This is a genomic window from Mycobacterium hackensackense (assembly GCF_025822555.1).
Classification (GTDB): domain Bacteria; phylum Actinomycetota; class Actinomycetes; order Mycobacteriales; family Mycobacteriaceae; genus Mycobacterium; species Mycobacterium fluoranthenivorans.
This window is the reverse complement of record NZ_JACKUC010000037.1, coordinates 13,805-39,933: the sequence shown is the minus strand read 5'-3', so window position 1 is coordinate 39,933 and position 26,129 is coordinate 13,805. Positions and strand designations below refer to the sequence as shown.

The window sequence follows — 26,129 nt, the reverse complement described above, 5'->3', positions numbered from 1 at the left end:
CCCCGTCGGAGTTCGGGCCGCCGCAACGACGATAAGGGTGTGAGCGCCCAAACCGAGTCCGCCCGGGCGCTGTTGACGCTGTACGACGAGGCGCTGCCGGTGGTGTACGGGTACTTCGTCAGGCGCTGCGGCGACCGCGGCACGGCCGAGGACCTGACCTCGGAGACGTTCCTGGCCGCGATGGATGCCGCCAGGAAGCCGTCGCCACCACCGGTCACGGTGCCCTGGCTGATCGGGGTGGCGCGACACAAGCTGGCCGACCACTACCGCAGGCGAGTCAGCGTGCCGACGGCGGACGTACCCGAGACCACCGATCCCGTCGACGGCTGGGACGCCGAACTGGACCGCATCGTCGCCGAGGCGGTACTGGCCCGGCTCCCCGAACACCACCGCACCGTGCTGGCGCTGCGCTATATGGACGACCGTTCGGTCGGTGAATGCGCCGAACTGATCGGACGCACCGTGCATGCCACCGAAGCCCTACTGGTGCGGGCCCGCCGCGCCTTCAGATCGCATTACCCGGAGGGAGGTACGCCATGACCGACGGCAGTCACGACCCGCTGACAGCGCTCTACGGCGACGACCTGCCCATCGCGCCCGATCCGGAGTTCGCGGCCCGGCTGCGCGCCCGCCTGGAAGCCGCCCTGTCCCTACCCGCCGGAACCGAAGGAGTTGTCATGAGCGGAACCGATTCCCTGCTCGCCGAACTCAGCGCACCCACCGCCCGACCGGTCACCGCGGCCGTCATCCCGTATCTGGCGGTCACCGACGCCCGCACCGCACTGGACTGGTACGCCGAGGTCTTCGGCGCCGAGGTGGTGGGCGTCCCCATCGTGATGGATGACGGCCGCATCGGCCATGCCGAGTTGTCGATGGCCGGCGCACCGGTGTACCTGGCCGACGAGTACCCCGAGATCGGGCTCAAAGCTCCTGCACCGCAATCTGTTTCCGTGAGCCTGCGACTGGAGGTGCGGGACACCGACGCAGCGCTGCAGCGGGCTCGCGAACGCGGCGCCCTGGTGCAGCGCGAACCCTACGAGAACCACGGCTCCCGCAACGCCGCCGTCATCGACCCGTTCGGACACCGCTGGATGCTCGCCGGCCCACTCACCGGCGCGCCCGAGACCATCCGGCACGGCGACGTCGGCTACGTGTCGGTGAACACGCCGGACGCCGCGCGGGCTCAGGCGTTCTACGCGCACGTGCTGGGCTGGTCCTATGCCGGTCATCACGTAGCGGGATCAGCCGAATCCGGGCTGTCGACGGGCATTTTCGAGACGCCCGGCCCCAGCACGCTGTTCTGCTGCTACGCCGTCGACGACCTGGAAGCCGCCCGCGCGTCGATCCTGGCCGGCGGCGGTACCGTCGGTGAACCCCAGCAGCGCGAGTTCGGGACGGTGTGCGATGCCACCGATCCGCAGGGCATACCGTTCGCCGTCTATCGGGACACCGTGGGCACACCGCGGCCCGCGCTCAACGGCACCGGCCCGGGTGAGCTCTCCTACCTCACCTACGAGGTACCGGATTCGGCGGCGTTCAAGGCGTTCTACAGCCGGGTGCTGCACTGGACGTTCGAGCCGGGCCGGGTCGACGACGGCTGGGGTGTGCAGGGGACGCACCCGATGGCGGGTGCCGCCGGGGGCGCGCAGGTCGCTCGGACCGTACCGATGTGGACGGTCGCCGATATCGACGCGGCGGTCGCGCGGGTGCGCGAGGCCCGGGGCCGGGTCATCGAGGAGCCGTCAGCCCAGTCCTACGGTAAGTCAGCCTTGTGCACCGACGATCAGGGCGCGCGGTTCTACCTGGGCCAGCACTGAGGCCGCTCAGCACTGGAGGCGGTCGGCACAGATCACGGAAGAACGTCGGCGATCGGAGTGGCCGCGGCGATCTTGCCGCGGGCCTTCATCACCTTGCCGGGCATGCCGCCGCCTACCACGGCGGTCAGCACACCGTCGCGCTCGTAGTAGGCCAGGAACTTGCGGCCGTCGTCTTCGACCACGTGCACGATGTCGTCGGCGGCAGGCTCGCCGAGACACTGGATCTTCACGTCGTACTGGTCGCTCCAGAAGTACGGCACCGTCGTCACCGCGGCACCGGCTTCCCGGCCGAGCAGCGCAGGCACCAGGGCGCGAGCCTGCTCGGCGACGTTGCTCCAATGCTCAACGCGCACTTGGTGGCCCACCTCGGACCGCCAGGACGCGACATCCCCGATGGCCCACACGTGCGGCGCGCTGGTCCGGCCGGCGTCATCACAGACCACGCCGTTGTCGACCTCGATACCGCTTCCGTCCAGCCAGCCGGTGACCGGATGCGATCCGATACCGACGACCACCATGTCGGCTTGGAGTTCGGTGCCGTCGGCCAGCACGACCGTCTCGACCTTGTCGGTACCGCTGACCGAGGCCACCCCGACACCGCAGCGCACCTGCACGCCCTCGGCCTCGTGCAGCCTGGCCACCAGCGCGCCGATCTGCTCACCCAGCACCGAGGCCAGCGGCGTGGGCTGCGGCTCGACGATCACCACCTCGACACCGAGTTGGCGCAGGCTGGCGGCCACCTCGCAACCGATGAACCCGGCGCCGACGATCACGGCACGCCGGGCGGTCGCCGCATGGGCACGCAGGGCCGCGCTCTCGTCGATGGAGCGCAGGACCCGGATGCCCTCGAGGTCGGGGAAGGATGGAATACGTTTGGGCACAAGACCGGTGGCGATGACAAGGTCGTCGTAGCCGATGACCGAGCCGTCCGCCAGCGTCAGTGTCCGGGCGGCGGTGTCGACCGATGTCGCGGCAGAGCCCAAGCGCAGGGTGATGTCGTTCTCGTCGTAGAACTCCTGCGGCTTCAGGACGACGTCGTGCTCGGGGTTGCGCAGCACCTCCTTCGACAGAGGCGGCCGGTCGTACGGCAGATGCGTCTCATCGCTGACGATGGTGAGGGGCCCGGTGTATTCGGCGCGGCGCAATTGCTCGGCGGTGCGGGCCGCGGCCAGTCCACCACCGACAATGACGATTCCACCATTAATTGTCACGTGGGTCTTCATACACGATGACAGCGGCGTTCTGCCTGTCCACCCCACTGGTACTGCTCAGGACCGGGCCCGCTCGATGATGTTGGACAGCACCACAATGCTCTCACTGCGTTCGATATCGGCGCTGGCCCTGATGCGTTCGAGCGCTTCCTCCAGGTGCCGCATGTCGCGAGCGAGCACGTGCAGGATGGCATCCGAGGTCCCGGTGACCGTGGCCGCGCTGACCACCTCGGGGATGTCGATCCAGGCTTGACGCAACTCGGCGGGCGCGATGGTGCCGTGGCAGTACACCTGCACATAGGCCTCGGTTCCCCAGCCGAGAGCGTTGCGGTCGACGACGGTGGTGAAACCACGGATGACCCCGTGATCGAGCAGGCGATCCACCCGACGTTTCACCGCAGGTGCCGACAGACTCACCCGTTCCCCGATCTCGGCGAAGGTGGCGCGCGCGTTATCGGTCAGTTCGGCCAGGATCCGCTCATCGGTGTCGTCCAACCGGTCCAATGCCCCTCCTCACGCAACAGAACGCCATTTATCGACACTGTACGCAATGAATCATTCTCTACCACGCAATATATGGCGATTGATTGCATGTCAGGGCACGTTTACCGTTGAATCATGACGATTTCCGAGGTCGCCAGCCACTCCGCCCTGCCACCGACCCGTGCCGCCCGCACCCGCCACTACGCCATGACGGCGCCCACCCACTTCGCCGTCGAATACGCGATCAACCCCTGGATGGACACCTCGACCCCGGTGGACGCCGGACTCGCGTGGCAGCAGTGGGAGAACCTGCGGCACGTCTATCTGGACCTCGGCCATTCCGTCGATCTGGTGGCACCCGAACCGGGCTTGCCCGATATGGTCTACGCCGCCAACGGCGGGCTGCTCGTCGGTGGGCACGCCATCGTCGCCCGCTTCGCCTATCCGCAACGTGCCGGCGAGGCCGACGCCTACGCCGCATGGATGAGCAGCCGGGGACATCAGCCCGTGCAGACCCGACACACCAACGAGGGCCAGGGCGACCTCCTGGTCGCCGGATCGAAGATCTTGGCCGGGCACGGTTTTCGCACCGACCCGCGGGCGCACGACGAGATCGCCGACATCACCGGCCTCCCGGTGATCGGCCTGGAACTCGTGGATCCCCGCTTCTACCATCTGGATACCGCGCTGACGGTGCTCACCGACGATGTCATCGCCTACTACCCTCCGGCGTTCACCGATACCGCCCGCGCCACTCTGGAGCGGCTGTTCCCGGACGCCATCTTGGTCACCAGCACCGATGCCTTCGTGCTGGGCCTCAACGCGGTGTCCGACGGGCGCCATGTCGTGCACCCCGCCGCAGCCACCGGTTTTGCGGCGCAGTTGACGGCCGCGGGCTTCGAGCCGATCGGCGTGGACCTGTCCGAACTGCTCAAAGGCGGCGGATCCGTCAAATGCTGCACCCTGGAAGTCCATTCATGACCATCCTGGACGGTGTGAAGGTGGACCTCACCCGCGACGCGATCTCGCTCGACGAGACGTACACCGCGCACAACTACTCCCCGCTGCCCGTCGTCGCGGCCTCGGCGGAGGGTGTGTGGATCACCGATGTGGAAGGCCGGCGCTACCTGGACTGCCTCGCGGCGTATTCCGCGGTCAACTTCGGCCATCGCCACCCGGAGATCACGGCCGCCGCACACGCCCAGCTGGACACCGTCACCCTGGTCAGCAGGGCGTTCCACTCCGACCGACTGGGGCCGTTCTGCGCCGCACTGGCCCGGATGTGCGGCAAGGAGATGGTCCTGCCGATGAACACCGGCGCCGAGGCCGTCGAGAGCGGTATCAAGGTGGCCCGCAAATGGGGCACCGACGTCAAGGGCGTCCCGGCGAACCTGGCGAATATCATCGTGGCACGGAACAACTTCCACGGCCGTACCACGACCATCGTGAGCTTCTCCGATGACGAGGCGGCACGCGGCGGCTTCGGCCCCTTCACCCCCGGGTTCCGCTCGGTGCCCTTCGGAGATGCCGACGCGCTGGCCGACGCAATCGACGAGCACACCGTGGCCGTGCTGCTCGAGCCCATTCAGGGCGAGGCCGGCATCATCGTGCCGCCCGATGACTTCCTGCCCCGGGTGCGCGCGCTGTGCACCGAACACCGCGTGCTGATGATCGCCGACGAGATCCAGTCCGGACTGGCCCGCACGGGTCGCACCTTCGCATGCGACCACTGGGGCGTGGTGCCGGATGTGTACCTGCTGGGCAAGGCGCTCGGCGGCGGGGTGGTGCCGGTGTCGGCGGTGGTGGCCGACCGCGACGTGCTCGGCGTGCTGCATCCGGGCGAACACGGTTCGACCTTCGGCGGCAACCCCCTGGCCGCCGCCGTCGGCAGCACCGTGGTGGGAATGCTCGAAGGTGGCGAATACCAGGCCCGTTCGGCCGATCTGGGGGCACACCTGCATGCCCGCCTGACCGCAATGAGTGGCCGTGGCGTACTCGCGGTACGCGGCAAGGGCCTGTGGGCCGGCGTCGATATCGACCCGCGATTGGGCACCGGGAAACAGGTCAGCCTGCGACTGGCCGAGCGCGGCGTCCTGGTGAAGGACACCCACGGCCACACCCTGCGCTTCGCCCCTCCCCTGGTCATCACGAGGGACGAGATCGATTGGGCGATGGACCAGTTCACCGAAGTTCTGGCCGACGTAGTCCACTAGCGACCGACCCACTGCAGGGAGCAGCATGACCGAACCGGCGATCACCCTCACCGAACAGATGCTGCGCCGCAGGCCGGTGCTCGGTGCACCCGTGGCCCATGGCGCCGCCCAAGAACTCAAGCGCACGATCGGCGTGTTCCAGCTGACGATGTTCGGGGTGGGAGCCACGGTCGGCACGGGCATCTTCTTCGTGCTGTCCGAGGCAGTGCCCGAAGCAGGCCCGGCGGTACTGCTCTCCTTCGTGCTCGCGGGGATCGCCGCCGGGCTTGCTGCCATCTGTTACGCCGAAATGGCGTCGGCTGTGCCGGTGTCCGGGTCCACCTACTCGTACGCGTACACCACCCTCGGCGAGTTCGTCGCAATGGGCGTGGCCGCCTGCCTGCTACTGGAATACGGCGTGTCGACCGCCGCGGTGGCGGTCGGGTGGAGTCAGTATCTCAACAAGCTGATGGCCAACATCTTCGGATTCCAGTTGCCGCATGCCATCACCGCCGCACCGTGGGATACCGAGCCCGGCATCATCAACCTGCCCGCGATCATCCTCGTCGTCATGTGCATGCTGCTGCTGATCCGGGGTGCCTCGGAATCGGCCAAGGCCAACACCATCATGGTGCTCATCAAACTCGGGGTGCTGGCCATGTTCGCGGTGATCGCGTTCACGGGATTCTCCACCAACCACTTCGCCGACTTCGCTCCGCTGGGTTGGGGCTCGGTCGGACTCGCGGCGGGCACCATCTTCTTCTCCTATATCGGGCTCGACGCCGTCTCCACCGCCGGCGACGAGGTCAAGGATCCGCAGAAGACCATGCCCCGCGCCATCATCGCCGCACTGCTGATCGTCACCGGTATCTACATCCTGGTCACATTCGCCGCATTGGGCGCGCAGGACTGGACGGGCTTCGCGGGCCAGGAAGCCGGGCTGGCCCAGATCCTCGACGACGTCACCGGATTCAAAGGCTGGAGCACGGTACTCGCCGCAGGAGCGGTCATCTCGATCTTCTCGGTCACCCTGGTGACGATGTACGGCCAGACCCGCATCCTGTTCGCGATGGGTCGCGACGGACTTCTCCCGTCGATGTTCGCGAAGGTCAACCCGCGCTCCATGACCCCGGTGAACAACACCATCGTCGTGGCCATCATCGTGAGCATCCTGGCCGGCTTCGTCCCGTTGGACAAGCTGGCCGACATGGTGTCGATCGGCACACTCACGGCCTTCATCGTGGTGTCCCTCGGGGTGATCATCCTGCGTCGCCGCGAGCCCGACCTACCCCGTGGGTTCAAGGTGCCGCTGTACCCGGTCACCCCGATCCTGTCGATCGTGGCTTGTGCCTACATCCTCTACAGCCTGCACTGGTACACCTGGCTGGCGTTCGGTGGATGGGTCGCGGTCGTGCTCGTGTACTACCTGGTGTGGGGGCGACATCACAGCGCGCTCAACGACGGCGGCGACAGCGTGATCGACTCCGCCGCAACGGGTATCGACGACGTGCAGATCATCACACCCCCGAAGGACAACACATGACCGTGCTCGTCGGGTACCTGGCCGGCAAGGGCGGCCTGTCGGCCCTGCACCTGGCCATCGAGGCTGCACGGACCCTCAAGACCGGACTTGCCGTCGTCACGGTGGTACCGAAGCCGTGGACCACACCCTCGCCGGCGCGCATCGATGCCGAATACGCCCAATACGCGGACGCCGTCGCTGCGGACTCGGCCGCCCAGGCCGGCGCGTGCATCGCCGAGCTGGCCCCAGACCTGGAAGTGACGTTTCACAAATACGCGCACCGGTCGGTACCCGGTGGGCTGCTCGACGCCGTCGAGGAGTTGGACGCCGACGCCCTGGTACTGGGCTCGGCGGCGGACGGCAAGCTCGGGCAGGTGGTGGTCGGGTCGACGGCCGACCGGCTGCTGCACTCCGCGCCCGTCCCGCTGGCGATCAGCCCTCGCGGCTACCGGGGGTCCAAAGGTGCCGCGCTGAAACGGATCACCTGCGCCTACCCCGGCACCCCGGAAGCCGTATCGGTGGTGGCACGCGTGGCACAGCTGGCGGCACGACTGGCCGTGCCGATGCGGGTGGTGACGTTCGCGGTGCGGGGCCGCACGATGTACCCGCCTGAGGTCGGGTTGCACGCCGAGGACGCCATCCTGACCGAATGGGCTCGGCACTCGCGAGAAGCACTGGCCCGGTTGAAGTCCGACGGTGTGGTGGCCGAGGATGTCGCCCTGCAGGTGGTCACCGGAAACGGCTGGGATCAGGCCATGGACGCCACCGATTGGGTCGACGGTGAACTGTTGGCGCTGGGCACCTCCCCACGCGGGACGGTCGCCAGGGTGTTCCTCGGATCCCGCGGCACCAAGATCGTGCGGCACAGTCCGGTACCGGTGCTGGTGCTCCCGGGATAGGTGGCGTTCGTGCGTCGTAGTACGCGCTGGGCTAATAGTTCCGGCCACGCCGGCCGGCACGGCTAGTACTTGAGCACACCCCGGTCGACGGCGATCTGGCTGCCCGACAGCGTCGCCGACGCGTCACCGGCCAACCATGCCACCACATTCGCGACCTCCTCGGGCGCCATGAACGCCGCGAGTCCCTCGTTCTTGCCGTCGGTCACCTTGTGATACGGCATCGGGGCGAAACTGTGCAGGAAGCTCGGGAACTTGGAGAAGATGGCCGCCATCGCCTCGGGCTCGATCATCGGGGTGTCGATGGAGTACGGGTGGATCGAATTGACCCGAATCCCGAACTCCCCCACCTCAAGTGCCAGCGAGTTGGTCAGCCCCACCAGGCCGTGCTTGGACGCCGCGTAGTGCGAGTTGCCCGGGGTCGCCTTCACTCCCGCCGAGGAGCTGACGATGATGATCGATCCGCCATTGCCCGCTTCGATCATCGCGGGCACGGCAGCCTTGATCGTGCGCCAGGTGCCGTTGAGGTTGACGTCGATGACGGTGTCCCACTGCTCGGGCGTCAGCTCCCACACCCGGCCCCAACTGAGCACACCGGCATTGGCGACCACCACATCGAGGCGGCCGAACTGCTCCACACCATCGGCGACCAGCTGTTGCTGGGCATCGAAGTCACGGATGTCGACCGCCCGGGCCAGTACCTTGCCGCCGGCCGCCTCGACACCGCGCACGGTCTCGGCTAGATCGTCGGCGGTGGCCGCCGGATAGGTGATCGTGTCCGATACCGGCGCGCAGATATCGGCGGCGATGATGTGGGCGCCTTCGTTGGCCAGCCGGATCGCATGCGCCCGGCCCTGGCCGCGCGCGGCTCCCGTCACGAATGCCACACGTCCCTCGAGGGATCCGTTACCCGCCGCCATTGCCGGTCCTTTCGTCAAACCCGGGCCCAGGCTAGCAGTCCGATTGGAACGTGTTCTAGTAACTGATCGCATCGCGGATGATCGGGCACGTCATACAGTGCCCGCCGCCCCGGCCGCGGCCCAGTTCAGCACCCACGATGGTGATGACCTCGACACCGGCCTTACGCAACAGCGAGTTGGTATGGATGTTGCGGTCGTAGGCGAATACCACGCCGGGCTCGACGGCGACGAGGTTGTTGCCGCTGTCCCACTGCTGGCGCTCCGAGTCGTACCGGGTGCCGCCGGTTTCGACGACCCTGAGTTCGGCCAGCCCCAGCGCCGCCGCGACCACCTCGACGAAAGACCTGGTCTCCTCGATCACCTCGATTCCCGGTGCGGCGTCCGAAGGCACCAGGGTGAACGGGGCGATGCCGTCGACGATATCGGGATAGATCGTGACGACATCGCGGTCGGCGAAGGTGAAGACGGTGTCCAGGTGCATGGCCGCGCGTAGCTTCGGCATGCCGGCGACGATCACCTTCTCGGCCGCCCCGGCGGCGAACAGCTCCGACGCGACCTGTGTGATGGCCTGCCGCGACGAGCGTTCACTCATCCCGATCAGCACCACGCCGTTACCCGGGATCAGCACATCGCCACCCTCCAGAGTGGCCAGGCCCCAGGTCTTCTCGGGGTCACCCCACCACACCGTGGAACCGGTGTAGTCGGGGTGGAACTCGTAGATGGCCTTCATCAACAGGGTTTCGTCGTGCCGGGCCGGCCAGAACAGCGGATTGAGCGTCAGGCCGCCGTAGATCCAGCACGTCGTGTCGCGGGTGTACAGGGTGTTGGGCAGCGGCGGCATCAGGTACTCGGTGACGCCGCCGTCTTCGCGAGCCAGCGCGCGGTAGCCGGTCCGCACATCGGCGGGTAGATCGCGGGTGGCCATGCCGCCGATGAGGAATTCGGTGAGCCGGCGCGGCTGCAGCGAATCGAGGAATCCCCGGGTGTCGTCGACCAGGCCCAGGCCGACCTCGTTGGCGACGATCTTGCGGTCCATCAGCCACGACCTGGCTGCCGGGATCTCCATGGTCTCGGCGAGCAGATTGTGCAGCTCGACGACTTCCACATCGCGGTCGCGCATCTTGTCGATGAAGTCGAAATGGTCGCGCCGGGCGTTCTGCACCCAGAGCACGTCGTCGAACAACAGGTCGTCGCAGTTGGTCGGGGTGAGCCGTTCGTGCGCCAGCCCAGGCGAGCACACCAGCACCTTGCGCAGCTTGCCCACCTCGGAGTGCACTCCGTATACAGCCGAAGGCGCAGTCATGACGGTCCTTTCGCTCAAATCTGGATGGAACCGGAGACCAGCCCGTAGATGCCGGCGGCGGCGCCGAGCACGATGACACCGAACAACACCGCCTCCGCGGGCTGGAACACCTGCAGTGAACGCTCCCTGCGGGCCTTGACATAGAGCAGCGCAGCCGGTGCGTAGAGCACGCACGAGAGCAGCAGGTGGTCCCACCCGGCGGCGTACACCAAGAATAGGGTGTAGATCGTGGCCAGCGCCGCCACGACCATGTCCGGAATCAAAGACTCTCTGTCACTGTAGGTTTCGCGGGTGACGGTCAGCTTCAGCGCGTAACCGGCCGCGAGCAGGTAGGGAATGAGCGACAGCGCCGCCGTCAGGTCGAGCATGAAGTCGAGCGCATCAGAGGTGAACAGCAGCAGGACCAGCAGCAATTGGACCAGGCCGGCGGCCATCACCAGAGCGGTGATGGGAGCACCCTTGGAGTTGGTTCGGGCCAGGAACTTCGGCATGTCGGCGGCCGTGGCGGGAATGTAAAGGACTTCGGCGGCCATCAGGCTCCACGCCAGGTAGGCACCGAGGACCGACAGGATGACACCCACCCGGATGAAGATCGACCCCCAGTGCCCGACGATGGATTCCAGAACCGAGGCCATCGACGGCTGACTCACCGTCGCGAGTTCCGGTTGCGTCAGCACACCGTAGGAGACCAGCGTGACGAGCATGAAAACGCTGAGCACTGACAGGAACCCGAGGACGGTCGCGCGCCCGACGTCCTCGCGTCTGCGGGCGAACCGGGAGTACACGCTGGCGCCCTCGATGCCGAGGAAGACGAACACGGTGATCAGCATCGTGCCTTTGGCCTGTTCGAAAAGCGAGGCGAGTGAATAGTGCCCGTCCCCGCCCCAGAAGTTCTCGGTGAACACATCGGCTTTGAACGCGATGATCGCGATGACGATGAAGGTGAGGATGGGCACGATCTTGGCGATGGTGGCGATCCGGTTGATGATCGCCGCCTCCTTCACTCCGCGCAGGATGAGGAAGCAGAATAGCCACACCCCGATCGACGAGCAGGCCACCGCCAGCACTGTGTCACCGGACCCGAGACCGGGGAACAGCGCACTGGTGGTCGCCATGATGAGGACCCAGTACGAGGTGTTGCCCGCGCATGCCGAGGCCCAGAATCCGAAGGCCGAATTGAACCCGACGTAATCCCCGAAACCGGCTTTGGCGTAGGCATAGATGCCGGCGTCCAGATCGGGTTTGCGGGTCGCGAGTCGCTGAAAGACGAACGCCAGCATGAGCATTCCGGCGCCTGCGATGGCCCAGGCGATCAGCGCCCCGAGCACACCCGTCTCCACGCCGAACCGGCGTGGGAGCAGGAATACACCGGATCCGATCATCGATCCGATGACCATCGCCGTCAGTGTCGGCAGGCTGACCTTGTCGACGTCAGTCGAACTCTCAGCGCTCATGGTCGCCCTTCAGCACCGGCAGAAATTGTCGCAAGTCCGAGAGGACCAGCGGCGCAAGCGGACTAACCCGGACGCTATCAGGGTGAGGCTGTGCGGCGGCGAATTATCTGCGCATAGGTGACGGTGTCACAGCTGCGCGATGATCTGCTGTCGCTTGCTGGAGTATTCGTCCTCCGAGATCGCTCCGGTGGCCCGAAGCGTCTCCAGTTCCTGCAGACGCTGGGCCACCGACGGCGCGGGAGGCGCCGGTGGGACATAGCCGGCGGGTGCGGGGGCCGCCGGGGGTGTGGGCGCCGGGGCGGAGGGCGCCTGCTGTGCGGCACCGGCCCGGCGAACCACAGCCTGCACCTGTGCCCGTGCGGCCGGATTGCTCCGAAGATCGATCATGCCGTTCATTCCGATGTTGTTGGCCTTGAGGATTTGCAAGATCTCCATCAGCGGACCGACCTGGCCGGACAGGTCGTAGGTTCGGCGGTCTTCGTCGATCGTGAACGTCGCGGGCACCTGCCCGTTGATCAAGGCACTGCGCTCCCAGTCGATCTGGAACTGGTTCGTCGCCGGGTCCACCAGCACCACGACCTTGCGGGAGGTGAGCGTCCCCAGCCGGGTCACGCTGGCGATGACGCGGTCCTCGGCGGTGAACGGCGCGATACCGGGGCCCGAAATGTGCAGATTGAGTTTCACCAGCGGTTGGTCGTTGATCCGGGTGCCGGTTTCGCCCATTCCGGTGATCTGTGCGAGCGCGAGCACACCACTCGCTTCCAGCGCCTGGGTCCGCGCGGCCGATCTCGCACCGAAGTTGGCCAGCGCCAAGGCAATCAGGACGTCGGCCGCGGTGATCAACAGACCGACCCAGAACATCCATTTCAGCAAAGAACTCTGGCCGGTGGCGAAGTACACGCCGAGGAAGATCGGTCCGACCAGACCGCCGCACAGCAACACCATCAGCTGCGCCTTCACGTATCGCCACACCATGCGCCACGCTCCGTTCGAAGTCGACGGAGCCAGACTAACGCCAACCAGCGCATTTTGGAGGCTCGCCAAAACGAATTGGGCGCTTGCCGTCGGACCAACTGCTTGCGTATGCAATCAACGGCGGTATTGTCCACCATTTGACCGACGGTGCCATAGACGTTCGTGCCTAGAATTGCGTGTGCTCAAGCCCGACCAGGACATCCGGGGTGTCCATGTGTCCGAGCGACAGGTGATCAGGCGCGGCCAGGACCTGGCCATCATCCTGCTCAACACGGTCACCCTTGTCGCCGCTTCGAGCACGCTGCTGCTTCCCGGGACGCCCGACTCCGCGGCCGGCACGATCCTGCTCGCAGCACTGGGCTGCTGGGCGGTTTTCCGTCTCTTCACCCGGTCGCGCGCGCTCGGCTTCCAGCTCGTCGACTTCGGCTACGTGCTGGTCGTCGCCGCGGCGATCCCCTGGTTCGAATCGAATCCCGGCAATCTCTACACCAACTCGGTACCGCAGGTCATCGCCGGTACCGCCGTGATCGCCTTCACCATGGCCCAGCCACCGAAGGTGAGCTTTCCCGCGGCCGCACTGATCACGCTGGCCTATGCGTTCGGCTGTGCGCAGATGATCGGCTGGCCCGACGCGGTTCAAGTGCCGATGTTGTTCTACATGCTCGGCATCGAATGGGCCATCGCCGCGGCGCTGCTGGCGGCCGGTCTGGCCGTGGCCCGCCAGGTCGATCGGGTCCGCGCCGACAACCACGACGCCGCCCTGCGTGATGCGATCGCCGCGGCGGTGCGCAACTACGAACTCGAACACCTGGCACTGGTGCACGACACCGCAGCCTCGACGCTGCACCTGGTCGGCGAGGGCGCCGACATCTCGTCTGAACGCGTTGCGGCACAAGCCCGCCGGGATCTGGAGCTGCTGACCGGCGGACCCACGGCGCGGGAACCGCTGCCCGATACCGATATCGTCGCCGCACTCCGGCAGGAGATCGCGCACTTCCCGGTGGAGATCGCCCTGACCGGTCTGCCCAGCCTCGTACTCACCGGATCCCGGGCCCGTACGGTGCTGGCTGCCGTGCGGGAGGCGCTCAACAACGCCGAAAGGCATGCCGACGCATCGCACATCGAGATCAAGGTGGCAGCCACCTCGGTCACCGTGATCGATGACGGGACCGGGTTCGACCTGGCCACCGCCAGCCTCGGCCACGGCGTCGCCGAGTCCATCGTCGCCCGGATGCGCCGAGCCGGCGGCAGCGCCACCGTGTACTCCGCCCCGGGCAGCGGCACCGAGGTGACACTGACGTGGGCGCACTCACCAGATGTCGCCCCCACCAACGCGATCGTCGACGATATCGATCACCTGACCGAACGCATCCTGGTCCAGTTCGGTCTCGGCATCATCGTCTTCGGCCTGGTTCAGCTGTTGGTCTCGGTACCGTACGCGGCCGCCCGCACCGGTTCCCCGGTCCTCCAGCTCGGACTGGGCTGTCTCGCGGCCCTGGTCATCATCGCGGGCGTGCCCCGGGTGCTCAACCGCGGTCCCGACGTCACGATCCCCGCCCTCGTGATCATGGCCGTGGTGATCGCCGTCCAGTCTCTGTCGGTGCCCGCGGACATGCTGGGCGGCCCCATCCAATGGCCACTCGTCGCGACGGGACTGTGTGTCCTGCCATTCGTCCTGCGGCTGCGGGTTCGGCACGGCGCCGCGGTCATGGTCGCGTTCTGGCTCGGCACCGCGATCCTCACCTTTGTTCGGCAGCCGGACGTCACCATGGCGTTCAACCTGGCTCTGTACACCGCCGGTATCGTCATGGTGCAGATGTTCGCGCTGGCCTTTCCCGAGCTGCTGCGCAACGCCACCATCGCCGCCGCCGCAGAGGCCAGGGAACGATGGGCGATAGCCGACCGGAACCGTATCGCCGAAGCGCTGCACGACGATTACGTGCGCCGCACGTCGAAACTGATCCGCGGGGTGTTCCCTCTGCTCCAGACGCTGAGTACCGGCGTCATCGACGCCGAGACCAGGCAGCGGGCGCGGCTGGAATCACGGCGGCTACGGCTCTACATCTTCCAGTCCCGCACCTTCAGCCATCCGCTCGTCGCCGAATTGCGGGCCGCCGTCGACCAAGCCGACCGGCGCGGGGTGATCGTCACGATCAACACGGACAGCGACTTGCCCTCACTCGACGCGCACGCCCGCCGCGTCGTGCTGACGCCGCTGCGCGACGCGTTGGGTCAGGCGCGCAAACATGCCCGGATCGGTCTGACGGTGGCAGGTGGCGAGCTGGTCGCCAGCATCGTCTGCGATGTCGCCCGAGTCGCACCGCTGCGGGCGTACAGCACACATCCGAACGTCGAGGTCACGGTGATCGCCGACAAGGTGTGGATCAGCGTGCATCATTCCTTGGCGGTCACACCGACCACGGCAGAGGCCCAGCACCACAGCATCGCATGAAGCGCGTTAGGATCTGCCCATACATCAGTATTGTTAGCCGAGTTTCCTACTTCGGACGATGTGGGCGTTGCTAAGAGTAGGGTTCTGATCCGAAGACTGCGGGGGTGCACACTCGGTGATCTCATCGACCTCAGGCGAAATGCATGAATAAGGCCAACGATCTGGGAGTGCCGAACCCCCGGACCGCCATCCCGGTCGCCCTAATTGACGACCACGACGTTATTCACGCCGGGGTCAAGGCCTGGTTTGCCGAAGCGGATCCGCCCATCGACCTCGTCGCCGACTACCCCGACCCGTCGTCCTTCCTGGCCGAACACCCCCGAGGAGACGGCTCCATCGAGGTCGTACTCTTCGACCTGCAGTACGAGCGTTACCGGCCCGAGTTCGAGAGCCTCAGCGAAGTCTGCGCCGCGGGGCATCGGGTGATCGTGTATTCCCATATGTCGACCGACGAGGTCATCCTGAGCAGTCTCGACGCCGGCGCGATGACCTTCCTCGGCAAGGGTGAAGACAAGCAGCACCTCTTCGACGCGATCTACGCCGCGCACTCGAACACGCCCTATGTCGGTCCACGGATGGCGAAGGCCCTGTTCAACGACCGCACCGTCGGCCGCCCCGGATTGAGCACACGGGAACGCGAGGTGCTGATCGCCTGGTTCCAGACCGAGAACAAGGAGTTCGTCGCCAAACGCCTGTTCATCGAACCGTCGACGGTGCGCACCCACCTGCAGCGCGCGCGAGCCAAGTACGCGGCGGTGGGCCGACCCGCTCCCACCAAGGCGGCGCTCATCGCCCGGGCCGTGCAGGACGGCATCCTCAGCATCGACGATCTGTAGCTCACATACCCGGACCTTTGACCCCCGGCGGGCACGGAGTAGGCAGGAACAACGACCAACACCAACCCTCGGGCAGTGGCGGCGTGAGGTTCGGCGGTGGTGGCGGTGGGGCCGGGGGCAGTTCGCCCTCGAAGATGTTCTGGGCCACATTGCCCTGACCGTGATAGACGTACCAGTACGTGTGGCAGACGTTGTTGTCCCACACCACCGGGTTCACCCGCAGGTTGCCGGTCTGCACCGGCGGATCGCCCGGGCACCAGCGGCACGGACCCTCCGGGCTGTCCGGCGGGCAACCGGGCCAGCTGCCACCGGGGGTTGCCTCGGCGGTGGTGGCACTGAACCCGATGCCGGCGACGGTCATGCCGATCGCCAGCAGCGGGGCGGCGAGATAGCTGATCTTCATGCCGACAAGTACAGCGCCTGCCAACGGCTACCGATCCCACACTCTCGGCACCGAGATCGACATTCGGCCGAATTCCACTCGCACAAACCGGCCCAAATGTGCGTTTGGGCGCAGGGTACGCATACGAAAGCGGCGCCCACCCTTTCGGGTGAGCGCCGCTTCGCGGTAAAGCTAGATCACTTAATGATCTTGGTGACCCGGCCGGCGCCGACGGTGCGGCCACCCTCACGGATCGCGAACCGCAGGCCCTCGTCCATTGCCACGGGCTGGATCAGCTTGACGGAGATGTCGGTGTTGTCACCGGGCATCACCATCTCGGTGCCCTCGGGGAGGGTCACCACGCCGGTCACGTCCGTGGTACGGAAGTAGAACTGCGGGCGGTAGTTGTTGAAGAACGGCGTGTGGCGGCCGCCTTCGTCCTTGGACAGGATGTAGACGCTGCCCTCGAACTCGGTGTGCGGGGTGGTGGTGCCCGGCTTCACGATGACCTGGCCGCGCTCGACATCCTCGCGCTTGATGCCACGAACCAGTAGACCGACGTTGTCGCCGGCCTGACCCTGATCCAGCAGCTTGCGGAACATCTCGACACCGGTGACCGTGGTCTTGGTGGTGCCGGGACGGATGCCGACGATCTCGACCTCTTCGTTGACGTTGATCACGCCACGCTCGACACGGCCGGTGACGACGGTGCCACGACCGGTGATGGTGAAGACGTCCTCGACGGGCATCAGGAACGGCTTGTCGGTCTCGCGGATCGGGTCCGGGATCGACTCGTCGACGGCGTCCATCAGATCCTCGACGGACTTGACCCACTTCGGGTCACCCTCGAGGGCCTTGAGTGCGGACACCTGGATGACCGGGGCCTCCTCGTCGAAGTCCTGAGCGGCCAGCAGCTCGCGGACCTCGAGCTCGACGAGCTCCAGGAGCTCCTCGTCGTCGACCATGTCGGACTTGTTCAGCGCGACCAGGATGTAGGGCACACCCACCTGGCGGGCCAGCAGCACGTGCTCGCGGGTCTGCGGCATCGGGCCGTCGGTGGCGGCGACCACGAGGATGGCGCCGTCCATCTGGGCCGCACCGGTGATCATGTTCTTGATGTAGTCCGCGTGACCGGGGGCGTCGACGTGTGCGTAGTGACGCTTGTCGGTCTGGTACTCCACGTGGGAGATGTTGATCGTGATGCCACGAGCACGCTCTTCGGGCGCATTGTCGATCTGGTCGAATGCGCGCGACTCGTTCAACTCGGGGTACTTGTCGTGCAGAACCTTGGTGATTGCTGCAGTCAGCGTGGTCTTGCCGTGGTCAACGTGACCGATGGTCCCGATGTTGACGTGCGGCTTCGTCCGCTCGAACTTCGCCTTCGCCACTGTGGTGTCCTCCTGGACTTGTTGGTGCTTTGTTTAAAGCAGGTGTGTTGATGTGTTCAGTTGTGCGGTCTGCAAGGTACCGGACTACTGCCCGGTCGCCTTCGCGATGATCTCCTTCGACACGTTCGCCGGAACTTCGGCGTACGAGTCGAACACCATGGAGTAGTTGGCCCGGCCCTGGGTCTTCGACCGAAGGTCGCCGACGTAGCCGAACATCTCCGACAGCGGCACCTGCGCCTTGACGACGCGCGCACCGCTGCGCTCCTCCATGGCCTGGATCTGACCACGGCGGGAGTTCAAGTCGCCGATCACATCGCCCATGTAATCCTCGGGCGTGGTGACCTCGACAGCCATGATGGGCTCCAGGATGACCGGCTGCGCCTGTCCGGCAGCCTTCTTCAACGCCTGCGAACCCGCGACCTTGAAGGCCATTTCCGAGGAGTCGACGTCATGGTAGGCGCCGTCGAGCAGCGTCACCTTCACGTTGACCAACGGATAACCGGCCAGCACGCCGTACTGCATGGCGTCCTGTGCACCCGCGTCGACCGACGGGATGTACTCACGCGGGATGCGGCCACCGGTGACCTTGTTCTCGAACTCGTAGGTCGCGCCGTCCTCGCCCTCGAAAGGATCGAGGCTGATGATGACCTTCGCGAACTGGCCGGAGCCACCCGTCTGCTTCTTGTGGGTGTACTCCACGTTCTGCACGGCGCGCTTGATGGTCTCCTTGTAGGCCACCTGCGGCTTGCCGACGTTGGCCTCGACCTTGAACTCGCGCTTCATGCGGTCGACCAGGATGTCCAGGTGCAGCTCGCCCATACCGCCGATGACGGTCTGGCCGGTCTCCTGATCCAGGTGCACCTTGAAGGTCGGATCCTCTTCGGCGAGCTTCTGGATCGCGGTGCCCAGCTTCTCCTGGTCACTCTTGGTCTTGGGCTCGATGGCCACCTCGATCACCGGATCGGGGAAGGTCATCGACTCCAGCACGATCTGGTTGTTCGGGTCGCTCAAGGTGTCACCGGTGGTGGTGTCCTTGAGGCCGATCACCGCGTAGATGTGGCCGGCGGACGCCGTCTCGACCGGGTTCTCCTTGTTGGAGTGCATCTGGAACAGCTTGCCCAGCCGCTCCTTCTTGCCCTTGGTCGAGTTGATGACCTGCGCACCGGAGTCGACCTTGCCCGAGTACACCCGGACGTAGGTCAGCTTGCCGAAGAACGGGTGGGTGGCGACCTTGAAGGCCAGCCCGGAGAACGGCTCATCGGCCGAGGGCTTCCGGGAGATGATCTCGTCTTCCTTGCCCGGGACGTGGCCTTCGGCGGCCGCGACGTCCAGCGGGGTCGGCAGGTAGTCGATGACCGCGTCGAGCATGGGCTGCACGCCCTTGTTCTTGAACGCGGAGCCGCAGAGCACCGGGTAGGCCGCGCTGCTGACGGTCAGCTTGCGCAGACCCGCCTTGATCTCCTCGACCGTGAGCTCTTCGCCGCCCAGGTACTTCTCCATGAGCTCGTCGTCAGCCTCGGCGACGGCCTCGATCATGGCGGTGCGGTACTCCTCGGCCTTCTCCTGCAGATCGGCCGGGATGTCGACGACGTCGTACTTCTCGCCGAGCTTGGTCTCGCCGCGCCACACCTTGGCCTTCATCTCGACCAGGTCGACGACGCCCTCGAAGTCGTTCTCGGAGCCGATCGGCAACTGGATCGGAATCACGTTCGCGCCGAGGCGGTCCTTCATGGTCTGCACCGAGAAGTAGAAGTCGGCGCCCAGCTTGTCCATCTTGTTGACGAAACAGATGCGCGGCACGTCGTACTTGTCGGCCTGACGCCAGACCTGCTCGGACTGCGGCTCAACGCCCTCTTTACCGTCGAAGACGGCGACGGCACCGTCGAGCACGCGCAGCGAACGCTCCACCTCGACGGTGAAGTCGACGTGGCCCGGCGTGTCGATGATGTTGATCTGGTTGTCGTTCCAGAAACAGGTGGTCGCAGCCGAGGTGATGGTGATACCCCGCTCCTGCTCCTGCTCCATCCAGTCCATCGTCGCGGCGCCGTCGTGCACCTCACCGATCTTGTACGAGATACCGGTGTAGAAGAGGATGCGCTCGGTCGTCGTCGTCTTGCCGGCGTCGATGTGCGCCATGATGCCGATATTGCGGACCTTCGTGAGGTCGGTGAGCACGTCCTGTGCCACGGCTAGATTCCCACTCTTTCGCTTGCTTGGTTGCTATTGGTGTTTCCGCCGACGCCACTCCGCGTCGGCGTCGAGATCACCAGCGGTAGTGCGCGAAGGCCCGGTTCGCCTCGGCCATCTTGTGGGTGTCCTCGCGTCGCTTGACGGCGGCACCCAGGCCATTGCTGGCGTCCAGAATCTCGTTGGCGAGACGCTCGACCATCGTCTTCTCGCGGCGGGCCTTGCTGAAGCTCACCAGCCAGCGCAGGGCCAGCGTGGTGGAGCGGTCGGCACGGACCTCGACGGGGACCTGGTACGTGGCGCCACCGACGCGGCGGCTGCGCACCTCGAGGGCGGGCTTGACGTTGTCCAGCGCGCGCTTGAGGGTGACGACCGGATCGGTACCGGTCTTGTCACGAGCCTGCTCCAGCGCGCCGTAGACGATGCGCTCTGCCAGCGACTTCTTCCCATCGAGCAGGACCTTGTTGACCAGCTGGGTGACCAGCTGCGACCCGTAAACCGGATCATTGACCAACGGGCGCTTCGGTGCGGGACCCTTGCGCGGCATCAGCTCTTCTCCTTCTTCGCGCCGTAACGGCTACGTGCCTGCTTGCGGTTCTTGACACCCTGGGTGTCCAGCGAGCCGCGGATGATCTTGTAACGCACACCGGGGAGGTCCTTCACACGACCACCGCGCACCAGCACCATCGAGTGCTCCTGCAGGTTGTGGCCTTCACCCGGGATGTAGGCGGTGACCTCGACCGAGCTGGTCAGGCGCACACGTGCGACCTTCCGAAGCGCCGAGTTCGGCTTCTTCGGGGTGGTGGTGTACACGCGAGTGCACACGCCACGGCGCTGCGGGCTGCCCTTGAGGGCCGCGGTCTTCACCTTCGCGACCTTGTCGCGGCGACCCTTGCGGACCAGCTGGTTGATGGTTGGCATGTACCGGCTTTCTGTTTCTGCTCTGCTTGCGTAAGTCTCTGTACTGCTGTTTTCGCCCTACCGCTTACCCCGCGATCGGGCGTGTCGCACCCACCAGAAACCCATCGAATCGATAGCATTCCGATGCCTGCGGACATACGAATCCGCCCGGCGCGCAGGCATGCCGACCAATTTGAGGCAGCATGCGGCCCTGTCGACCAGGCACGGGGATCCACAATACCAGGGTGGCCCGCGCGCAACCAAACCCGTGCGTAGCGGCCTTATCGCAGGTCAGACACCACGGGTTGGAAGGGCGTCAACCCCGTGCTTGATGCCCCGTCGCTTCGCTCGCCCCGGACGGCTAGCGCCTCTGCATCCCCGCTGCCAGCCGGAGCACCATATCGGTGAAGACGGCGTCGGTATCGACATCGTCCATGACCCCCGTCATCTCCAGCAGCACGAAGCCGTGCAGGGCCGACCAGAACTCCAGCGCCGCATAGAACGCGTTCTCGCCGTCGAGCCCGTAGGAGGCCAGCGCCGCCAGCACCGGCTCGGCCGCGGCCCTGGTGGCCGCCGTGTATTCGGGGTCGTCGCCACCCAGCGGCATCCGGGTGAACGCCGAGTACCGCCCCGGGTGGTGGTGGGCGTAGCTGCGGTAGGCACTGGCCATGGTGACCACGGCATCCTCGCGGGTCCGGCCCTCACCCACGGTGTTGAGCATGCCGATGATGTCGTCGATCACCCGCATCCGCACCGTGCGACGCAGGTCGTCCAGGCTCTGCACATGGTTGTAGAGCGAGGGCCCCTTGGTGCCGAGCTGGGTGGCCAGGGCGTTGATGGTCAGTGCGTCCCAACCCTCGCGGTCCAAGAACACCAATGCCGAGTTCACGATGGCATCGCGACTGAGTTTGGTCACCCGCGCTGCCATATTCGCTTAATCCTTCGCTCGGCCGTTCTGGTGGTCCCCGGCTGCCGGGTTAACGAAGGACTCTAGTTCACGCGGTCCTGGCTGAGCTGCGCAAGCCGCTCGGTGATCGAGCAGAGGTCGGGCAGCATGGCCGGATTCATCGTCTGGATCGACCACGTGATGACATCGTCGCCCTTGGCGACATAAATACTGCAGGCATTGGCGTCGAAGGCCTTGAATCCCCGGTTGCCGTCCACCGACAGTTCGGTGAGCGTGCGCCCGGCGTTCTGCTCCAGTGCGCGTTCGGTGTCCATATCACTGCCGCGATACCACCAGGTCGAGATGCCCATACCCGCCCCGAACGAGCCGATGAGCGTGTTCTCCTGCCAGAAACAGCCGGCGTCGCTCACCACCGCCTGGCTGAACATCGCCTTTCCGGCCGCCGCGGTGATATCCGCGTCCGTGATCCCGTTGCAGTCGGCTCCGCGGAAACCGGGGTGCTCACCGGCCGCCGGGGCCGGGGTACGGGGCTTGTCCCGCTCCCCCGCCGCACCGCACCCGGTGCTCAGCGTGGCCGTCGCGCACACTGCGAGCAGTACCGTCAGCGCCCTGGTCATGTCAGAGATCCGATTTCAGGGTGGCCGACAACAACTTCTCGGCATCCGGGCACGGGTCGGCATTGTTCCGGTGCCGGTACTGGACCCACCAGCTGAGCACCCCGCCCCCTCCCGCAGCGGTCGCCGAGCACGCCACCCCGATCCCGTCCCGCCGAGCCAGGAAGGCCTTGTGCCGTTCGATGACCGTGTCGGTGATCTGGGCGCCGCGCTCACCGGCCAGGGCACGCTCACGATCGAGGCTGCCGGAGTCGAACCAGGCGAACACCACGTCGACCACGTCCTTCTCACGGTCCAGGACGTATTGACACACCGCACCGCTGTACGGCCGGACCACGTTGTCGGCGCCGAGGGTCTGCGCCACCGTGCTGTCCTCCAGCAGGCCGCACCGGTTGTCGGCGTAGCCGTAGCTGCGCTCGTCGGACGGGCCACCGGGTGCGGCGGACTGCGCACTGCCGCCCACCGTCTGGGTGCACCCGGCCAGGGCAGGGACCATGGCGAGGACCACCGCAAGGACCATCGCCACTGCTCGATTGCCGCGCCCACGCATCGAGCACACGCTACCGAGCAGCACCGTCCGCGGCGACCCGTCGAACCGAACCGGCCAACCGGCGATAACACGTTCTACCGAGGCCCCGGGCAACGTACTCTTCTCTCATCCATAGGAAGGTGGCGAACGTGACCGTGCAGAGAAGCCGACGGACCGCGGTGGCATGCGCCCTGGTGATCCCGTCCGTCCTGACCGTCCTCGCCCCACCCGCCGACGCCAAGAACGGCGACACCCACATCACCGGCCAGGGTGTCGTGCAGACCCTCGATTGCAACAACGCGACGCTGTTCGTCACCGGCACCGGCAACACCATCAACGCCAAGGGCACCTGCTGGGGTGTGGCGCTGCAGGGGTCGTCGAACATCGTGATCGCCGACAACGTCATCAACGACATCACGGTGTACGGCTACGACCAGACCGTGATCTACCACGACGGCGACCCGGCCGTCATCGACCGCGGTCGCGAGCTCGGCATGGCCAATCGCATCAACCGCGCACCCGCCTGATCTTGTGCGGAGACTGCTCGGTGTCGTCGTCGTGTGCGTCGTCGCGGTGTGCTCCGTGGCGGCATGCGCTCCGGCCCCGTTTCAGGTGAGGCCGATGTCCACCACGGTTCCGGTGCCCCCGGTGTCGGACGCGGCCGCAGCGGTGGGTTTCGTCGATGTGCGCACCGTCGTCCCCGACGCCGTGATCGATCTGCGCTACGCCACCGCCGACAACTTCGTGGGCGTACCGCTCTACCCCGCCGGCGCACGCTGCCTGGTGCACGAATCACTGGCCGATGGGCTGACCACCGCGGCGTCGCGGTTGCGTGCCGACGGACTGGTACTGGTGTTCTGGGACTGCTACCGACCGCACGATGTGCAGGTCCGCATGTTCGATGTGGTGTCCAACCCGGCCTGGGTCGCCAAACCCGGCCCCTATTCGAAGAGCCACGAGTCGGGACGGTCGGTGGACGTGACGACCGCGAGCGCCGCCGGACTGACCGAGATGGGCACCGGTTTCGACAGCTTCACCCCGGAGGCCCACGCCTTCGCCACCGAGGGCGTGAGCGCGATCGCGCAACAGAACCGCGCACAACTGCGCGCGGCGATGGTGGCCGGCGGTTTCACCCCATACGCCGGCGAATGGTGGCATTTCGACGGTCCCGGCGCGGGTGAGCGACGGCCCATCATCGATGTGCCCGTCACCTAATCTGGGAGGACCACCGGTGAATCGAGGAGTCATGCGTCTACACATCGTCGGGCCGCTGACGGCGGCCGTTCTGGTGCTCGGACTTGCCGGGTGCGGGACGAGCGACACGAAACCCGCCCCCACCGCCACCGCCGGCACCTCCGGCGCACAGGTGGAGATCGGCAACACCATCAACTACGGCTCGTTCGGCACCACGGCCGAAATCGACTGTGCCGAGGGCAAAGCCCTCAACATCGGCGGCTCCAACAACACGCTGACCGTGAAGGGCACCTGCTCCAGCGTGAACGTCGGCGGCGCGGACAACAAGCTGACATTCGACCACGTGGACAAGTCGATCAGCGTGGTCGGCTTAAACAACACCGTGGTCTACAAGGACGGCGACCCCAAGGTCGACGATCTCGGGTCGGGTAACAAGATCAGCAAGAGCCCGTAGACCCGACCGATCAAGCCTGGGCGCCGTGCCGGCCGGCGCCGTCGGCGAAGCGCTTCGCTCCGGCGACCGACTCGGCGGCCACCGTCTGCAGGCTGGCGAACTCGAAATCCATTGCTGCCTGCTCGGATTCACCCCATTGACGCAGAGCCGAAAGACGATCTGCACGCAGACACAACTGCGGCAGCGCGGCCAGTTCGGCAGCCAGTTCCTCGGCCGCCCGGCGGGCATCGCCTTTGGGCACCACCCGGTTGGCCAGGCCGATCGCCAGGGCCTCCGCGGCGTCCACCGCACGGCCGGTGAGGATGAGATCCATGGCACGGCTGTGCCCGATCAACCGTGGCAACCGGACCGTGCCACCGTCGATCAGCGGAACCCCCCAGCGCCGGCAGAACACCCCGAACACGGCGTCCTCCTCGGCGATCCTCAGGTCGGCCCACAGCGCCAGTTCCAGGCCCCCGGCCACGGCGTAGCCACTCACCGCGGCGATCACCGGTTTGGACAACACCATCCGCGTCGGCCCCATCGGGCCCGGCCCGGTGCGGTGGGTCTGGTTCATCTCCGGTGTGCCGAAGGCCTTCAGATCCGCTCCGGCACAGAACGTTCCGTTCTCTCCCCAGAGCACGGCGACGGCGGCCGCGTCGTCGTTGTCGAACTCGTCGAACGCGGCGTACAGCTGCGCCGCGGTGGGGCCGTCGACGGCGTTGCGGGCCTGCGGGCGGTCCATGATCACCGTGGTGACGGGTCCGTTGCGTTCCACCCGCACCGAATCGGTCCCCCCGGTCGCTACGCTCCTGCCCGCCGAACCCGTCATCTCGCCTCCACCTTGTCGCGCAGCGCCACCAATTGCGCCGCGAAGTCCTGATACGCCCGCCGCAAGTCCGCACCCGGCCAGTCGGCGGGCACGAGTTCGTCGGGTAACACCGGGTCGGTCACCAGATGCCGGACGATGCCGGCGGCGGCCACGAACCGGGCCGGCACATCGGCGGCGGCGTGCATCTCGGCCAGCAGGCGCCAACCCGTCTGAGACCACGTCTGCAGATCCCACAGCAGGGATGCGAGCCCGGCCGGATCGTCGTCCCGCGAGTGCAGTACCCGAACCCGGTCCGCGGCAGGAACCGGCTGGGCCAGATTGTCCGGCCGCAGCCACAACCCCTCACGAAGTTCGCCGAACCTGTTCTGCACCAGAGTATTCCGCAGTTCCGCGCGGCTACGGGCATCAGCCCCCACGGCCGTGATCGCCAACGTGATCCAGTCGCCGTTCCAGGTCCGGATCTGCGGGGCGATGGCATCGTCCTGCCTGCGTTGCCGCGTGAGCAGCCGTTCCGACAGCCGGTAACCGTCGTCGGAGCGAACCAGATCACCCGCGCCGACCATCCGGGTCAGCGCCACCCGCAGGGTGGCCTCCTTGATATCGAAATCCGATGTCAGATGGATCAATTCGGCCACCGAGGCCCAGGCGGGGTGCGCACCGAGCAGCACGCTCAGCACCACCGACCGAGCCGTCAGGCGCAGC

The 26,129-nt window shown here is 66.4% G+C and carries 27 protein-coding genes; 11 read left to right on the top strand and 16 right to left on the bottom strand.

Translation table 11 applies throughout. The features are described from left to right. Window positions 1-39 precede the first annotated feature (39 nt). Complete coding sequence (locus H7J86_RS28055; RefSeq protein ID WP_090359933.1) at window positions 40-540, top strand: RNA polymerase sigma factor; 501 nt, start codon at window positions 40-42, stop codon at window positions 538-540. Continuing rightward, the gene (locus H7J86_RS28050) at window positions 537-1,817 is read left to right on the top strand and encodes a VOC family protein (protein ID WP_267294964.1); all 1,281 of its coding nucleotides are present in this window, start codon (window positions 537-539) and stop codon (window positions 1,815-1,817) included. Before H7J86_RS28055 ends, H7J86_RS28050 begins: the two co-directional genes overlap by 4 nt. 32 nt (window positions 1,818-1,849) lie before the next feature. Here H7J86_RS28050 and H7J86_RS28045 read toward each other — a convergent pair whose 3' ends face one another. Together H7J86_RS28045 and H7J86_RS28040 are read right to left on the bottom strand one after the other, a co-directional pair. After that, window positions 1,850-3,040 carry an NAD(P)/FAD-dependent oxidoreductase gene (locus H7J86_RS28045; RefSeq protein ID WP_267294962.1) on the bottom strand — a complete coding sequence of 397 codons (1,191 nt, stop codon included), beginning with the start codon at window positions 3,038-3,040 and terminating at the stop codon, window positions 1,850-1,852. A 45-nt stretch (window positions 3,041-3,085) separates the two neighbouring features. Further along, entirely contained in the window at window positions 3,086-3,532 is a 447-nt protein-coding gene (locus H7J86_RS28040) for an Rv2324 family transcriptional regulator (RefSeq protein ID WP_090359939.1), read from the bottom strand. Between the two features lie 114 nt (window positions 3,533-3,646). Here H7J86_RS28040 and ddaH point away from each other — a divergent pair, with 114 nt between their 5' ends. The 4 genes from ddaH to H7J86_RS28020 are packed head-to-tail and all read left to right on the top strand — an operon-like array spanning window position 3,647 to window position 8,124. Further along, window positions 3,647-4,492, top strand: coding sequence for a dimethylargininase (ddaH, locus tag H7J86_RS28035; protein WP_267294960.1), 846 nt, complete (start codon window positions 3,647-3,649; stop codon window positions 4,490-4,492). Next, window positions 4,489-5,724 (top strand): ornithine--oxo-acid transaminase, encoded by a 1,236-nt coding sequence (gene rocD / locus H7J86_RS28030; protein ID WP_267294958.1) that lies wholly within the window; start codon window positions 4,489-4,491, stop codon window positions 5,722-5,724. Before ddaH ends, rocD begins: the two co-directional genes overlap by 4 nt. Window positions 5,725-5,749: 25 nt before the next feature. Next, the gene (locus H7J86_RS28025) at window positions 5,750-7,246 is read left to right on the top strand and encodes an amino acid permease (protein WP_090359945.1); all 1,497 of its coding nucleotides are present in this window, start codon (window positions 5,750-5,752) and stop codon (window positions 7,244-7,246) included. Continuing rightward, window positions 7,243-8,124: a universal stress protein gene (locus H7J86_RS28020; protein WP_090359948.1), complete on the top strand. Its 882-nt coding sequence runs from the start codon at window positions 7,243-7,245 to the stop codon at window positions 8,122-8,124. The genes H7J86_RS28025 and H7J86_RS28020 overlap by 4 nt, the downstream gene beginning before the upstream one ends. Before the next feature lie 62 nt (window positions 8,125-8,186). On the opposite strand, the gene H7J86_RS28015 is transcribed toward H7J86_RS28020, so the two are convergent. From H7J86_RS28015 to H7J86_RS28000, 4 genes are all read right to left on the bottom strand, one after another. Continuing rightward, window positions 8,187-9,041: a mycofactocin-coupled SDR family oxidoreductase gene (locus H7J86_RS28015; RefSeq protein ID WP_090359950.1), complete on the bottom strand. Its 855-nt coding sequence runs from the start codon at window positions 9,039-9,041 to the stop codon at window positions 8,187-8,189. 55 nt (window positions 9,042-9,096) lie between these two features. Further along, a complete protein-coding gene (locus tag H7J86_RS28010; RefSeq protein WP_187098299.1) occupies window positions 9,097-10,344 on the bottom strand; it encodes an arginine deiminase in 1,248 nt (415 codons plus the stop codon). A gap of 14 nt (window positions 10,345-10,358) precedes the next feature. Beyond that, a complete protein-coding gene (locus H7J86_RS28005) occupies window positions 10,359-11,798 on the bottom strand; it encodes a basic amino acid/polyamine antiporter (protein ID WP_267294956.1) in 1,440 nt (479 codons plus the stop codon). 126 nt (window positions 11,799-11,924) lie between these two features. Next, a complete protein-coding gene (locus H7J86_RS28000) occupies window positions 11,925-12,773 on the bottom strand; it encodes an SHOCT domain-containing protein (protein ID WP_090359958.1) in 849 nt (282 codons plus the stop codon). A gap of 214 nt (window positions 12,774-12,987) precedes the next feature. Between H7J86_RS28000 and H7J86_RS27995 the strand changes: the two genes are divergently transcribed. After that, a complete protein-coding gene (locus H7J86_RS27995; protein WP_267294954.1) occupies window positions 12,988-15,225 on the top strand; it encodes a sensor histidine kinase in 2,238 nt (745 codons plus the stop codon). Window positions 15,226-15,368: 143 nt separating this feature from the next. Beyond that, window positions 15,369-16,061, top strand: coding sequence for a LuxR C-terminal-related transcriptional regulator (locus tag H7J86_RS27990; protein ID WP_267294952.1), 693 nt, complete (start codon window positions 15,369-15,371; stop codon window positions 16,059-16,061). Between the two features lies 1 nt (window position 16,062). Here the strand turns inward: H7J86_RS27990 and H7J86_RS27985 are convergent, their stop codons facing one another. The 8 genes from H7J86_RS27985 to H7J86_RS27950 all read right to left on the bottom strand — a co-directional run bounded on the left by H7J86_RS27985 (window position 16,063) and on the right by H7J86_RS27950 (window position 22,989). Then, window positions 16,063-16,464: a hypothetical protein gene (locus tag H7J86_RS27985; RefSeq protein ID WP_267294950.1), complete on the bottom strand. Its 402-nt coding sequence runs from the start codon at window positions 16,462-16,464 to the stop codon at window positions 16,063-16,065. Window positions 16,465-16,640: 176 nt separating this feature from the next. After that, on the bottom strand, window positions 16,641-17,831 hold the full coding sequence (gene tuf, locus H7J86_RS27980; protein WP_090359967.1) for an elongation factor Tu: 1,191 nt from the start codon (window positions 17,829-17,831) through the stop codon (window positions 16,641-16,643). A gap of 84 nt (window positions 17,832-17,915) precedes the next feature. Continuing rightward, complete coding sequence (gene fusA, locus H7J86_RS27975; RefSeq protein ID WP_090359970.1) at window positions 17,916-20,018, bottom strand: elongation factor G; 2,103 nt, start codon at window positions 20,016-20,018, stop codon at window positions 17,916-17,918. Window positions 20,019-20,094: 76 nt separating this feature from the next. Then, window positions 20,095-20,565, bottom strand: coding sequence for a 30S ribosomal protein S7 (gene rpsG, locus H7J86_RS27970; RefSeq protein WP_090359972.1), 471 nt, complete (start codon window positions 20,563-20,565; stop codon window positions 20,095-20,097). After that, complete coding sequence (gene rpsL, locus H7J86_RS27965) at window positions 20,565-20,939, bottom strand: 30S ribosomal protein S12 (RefSeq protein ID WP_090359975.1); 375 nt, start codon at window positions 20,937-20,939, stop codon at window positions 20,565-20,567. The genes rpsG and rpsL overlap by 1 nt, the downstream gene beginning before the upstream one ends. A 340-nt stretch (window positions 20,940-21,279) precedes the next feature. Then, entirely contained in the window at window positions 21,280-21,846 is a 567-nt protein-coding gene (locus H7J86_RS27960) for a TetR/AcrR family transcriptional regulator (RefSeq protein WP_090359977.1), read from the bottom strand. A gap of 62 nt (window positions 21,847-21,908) precedes the next feature. Continuing rightward, complete coding sequence (locus tag H7J86_RS27955) at window positions 21,909-22,442, bottom strand: DUF3558 domain-containing protein (RefSeq protein WP_090359980.1); 534 nt, start codon at window positions 22,440-22,442, stop codon at window positions 21,909-21,911. 1 nt (window position 22,443) lies between these two features. Then, window positions 22,444-22,989, bottom strand: a complete 546-nt coding sequence (locus H7J86_RS27950; protein WP_267294948.1) for a DUF3558 domain-containing protein — start codon at window positions 22,987-22,989, stop codon at window positions 22,444-22,446. Between the two features lie 158 nt (window positions 22,990-23,147). On the opposite strand from H7J86_RS27950, the gene H7J86_RS27945 reads away from it, so the two are divergent. From H7J86_RS27945 to H7J86_RS27935, 3 genes are all read left to right on the top strand, one after another. Continuing rightward, window positions 23,148-23,495: a DUF3060 domain-containing protein gene (locus H7J86_RS27945; protein WP_235632970.1), complete on the top strand. Its 348-nt coding sequence runs from the start codon at window positions 23,148-23,150 to the stop codon at window positions 23,493-23,495. 94 nt (window positions 23,496-23,589) lie between these two features. Beyond that, window positions 23,590-24,183 carry a M15 family metallopeptidase gene (locus H7J86_RS27940; RefSeq protein WP_187098295.1) on the top strand — a complete coding sequence of 198 codons (594 nt, stop codon included), beginning with the start codon at window positions 23,590-23,592 and terminating at the stop codon, window positions 24,181-24,183. Between the two features lie 31 nt (window positions 24,184-24,214). Next, window positions 24,215-24,616 carry a DUF3060 domain-containing protein gene (locus H7J86_RS27935; RefSeq protein ID WP_167156823.1) on the top strand — a complete coding sequence of 134 codons (402 nt, stop codon included), beginning with the start codon at window positions 24,215-24,217 and terminating at the stop codon, window positions 24,614-24,616. 10 nt (window positions 24,617-24,626) lie between these two features. On the opposite strand, the gene H7J86_RS27930 is transcribed toward H7J86_RS27935, so the two are convergent. Together H7J86_RS27930 and H7J86_RS27925 are read right to left on the bottom strand one after the other, a co-directional pair. Continuing rightward, on the bottom strand, window positions 24,627-25,427 hold the full coding sequence (locus H7J86_RS27930) for a crotonase/enoyl-CoA hydratase family protein (protein WP_267294946.1): 801 nt from the start codon (window positions 25,425-25,427) through the stop codon (window positions 24,627-24,629). Next, window positions 25,424-26,128, bottom strand: a complete 705-nt coding sequence (locus H7J86_RS27925) for a PaaX family transcriptional regulator C-terminal domain-containing protein (protein WP_267295062.1) — start codon at window positions 26,126-26,128, stop codon at window positions 25,424-25,426. Before H7J86_RS27925 ends, H7J86_RS27930 begins: the two co-directional genes overlap by 4 nt. Between the last annotated feature and the right edge of the window lies 1 nt (window position 26,129).

Excerpts from the sequence above, each read along its gene's own strand:
- H7J86_RS28050 (WP_267294964.1), top strand. The coding sequence starts at position 537 with ATGACCGACGGCAGTCACGACCCGCTGACAGCGCTCTACGGCGACGAC.
- H7J86_RS28045 (WP_267294962.1), bottom strand. The coding sequence starts at position 3,040 with ATGAAGACCCACGTGACAATTAATGGTGGAATCGTCATTGTCGGTGGT.
- ddaH (WP_267294960.1), top strand. The coding sequence starts at position 3,647 with ATGACGATTTCCGAGGTCGCCAGCCACTCCGCCCTGCCACCGACCCGT.
- rocD (WP_267294958.1), top strand. The coding sequence starts at position 4,489 with ATGACCATCCTGGACGGTGTGAAGGTGGACCTCACCCGCGACGCGATC.
- H7J86_RS28025 (WP_090359945.1), top strand. The coding sequence starts at position 5,750 with ATGACCGAACCGGCGATCACCCTCACCGAACAGATGCTGCGCCGCAGG.
- H7J86_RS28020 (WP_090359948.1), top strand. The coding sequence starts at position 7,243 with ATGACCGTGCTCGTCGGGTACCTGGCCGGCAAGGGCGGCCTGTCGGCC.
- H7J86_RS28015 (WP_090359950.1), bottom strand. The coding sequence starts at position 9,041 with ATGGCGGCGGGTAACGGATCCCTCGAGGGACGTGTGGCATTCGTGACG.
- H7J86_RS28010 (WP_187098299.1), bottom strand. The coding sequence starts at position 10,344 with ATGACTGCGCCTTCGGCTGTATACGGAGTGCACTCCGAGGTGGGCAAG.
- H7J86_RS28005 (WP_267294956.1), bottom strand. The coding sequence starts at position 11,798 with ATGAGCGCTGAGAGTTCGACTGACGTCGACAAGGTCAGCCTGCCGACA.
- H7J86_RS28000 (WP_090359958.1), bottom strand. The coding sequence starts at position 12,773 with ATGGTGTGGCGATACGTGAAGGCGCAGCTGATGGTGTTGCTGTGCGGC.
- H7J86_RS27990 (WP_267294952.1), top strand. The coding sequence starts at position 15,369 with ATGAATAAGGCCAACGATCTGGGAGTGCCGAACCCCCGGACCGCCATC.
- H7J86_RS27985 (WP_267294950.1), bottom strand. The coding sequence starts at position 16,464 with ATGAAGATCAGCTATCTCGCCGCCCCGCTGCTGGCGATCGGCATGACC.
- rpsG (WP_090359972.1), bottom strand. The coding sequence starts at position 20,565 with ATGCCGCGCAAGGGTCCCGCACCGAAGCGCCCGTTGGTCAATGATCCG.
- rpsL (WP_090359975.1), bottom strand. The coding sequence starts at position 20,939 with ATGCCAACCATCAACCAGCTGGTCCGCAAGGGTCGCCGCGACAAGGTC.
- H7J86_RS27960 (WP_090359977.1), bottom strand. The coding sequence starts at position 21,846 with ATGGCAGCGCGGGTGACCAAACTCAGTCGCGATGCCATCGTGAACTCG.
- H7J86_RS27955 (WP_090359980.1), bottom strand. The coding sequence starts at position 22,442 with ATGACCAGGGCGCTGACGGTACTGCTCGCAGTGTGCGCGACGGCCACG.
- H7J86_RS27950 (WP_267294948.1), bottom strand. The coding sequence starts at position 22,989 with ATGCGTGGGCGCGGCAATCGAGCAGTGGCGATGGTCCTTGCGGTGGTC.
- H7J86_RS27940 (WP_187098295.1), top strand. The coding sequence starts at position 23,590 with ATGTCCACCACGGTTCCGGTGCCCCCGGTGTCGGACGCGGCCGCAGCG.
- H7J86_RS27935 (WP_167156823.1), top strand. The coding sequence starts at position 24,215 with ATGCGTCTACACATCGTCGGGCCGCTGACGGCGGCCGTTCTGGTGCTC.
- H7J86_RS27930 (WP_267294946.1), bottom strand. The coding sequence starts at position 25,427 with ATGACGGGTTCGGCGGGCAGGAGCGTAGCGACCGGGGGGACCGATTCG.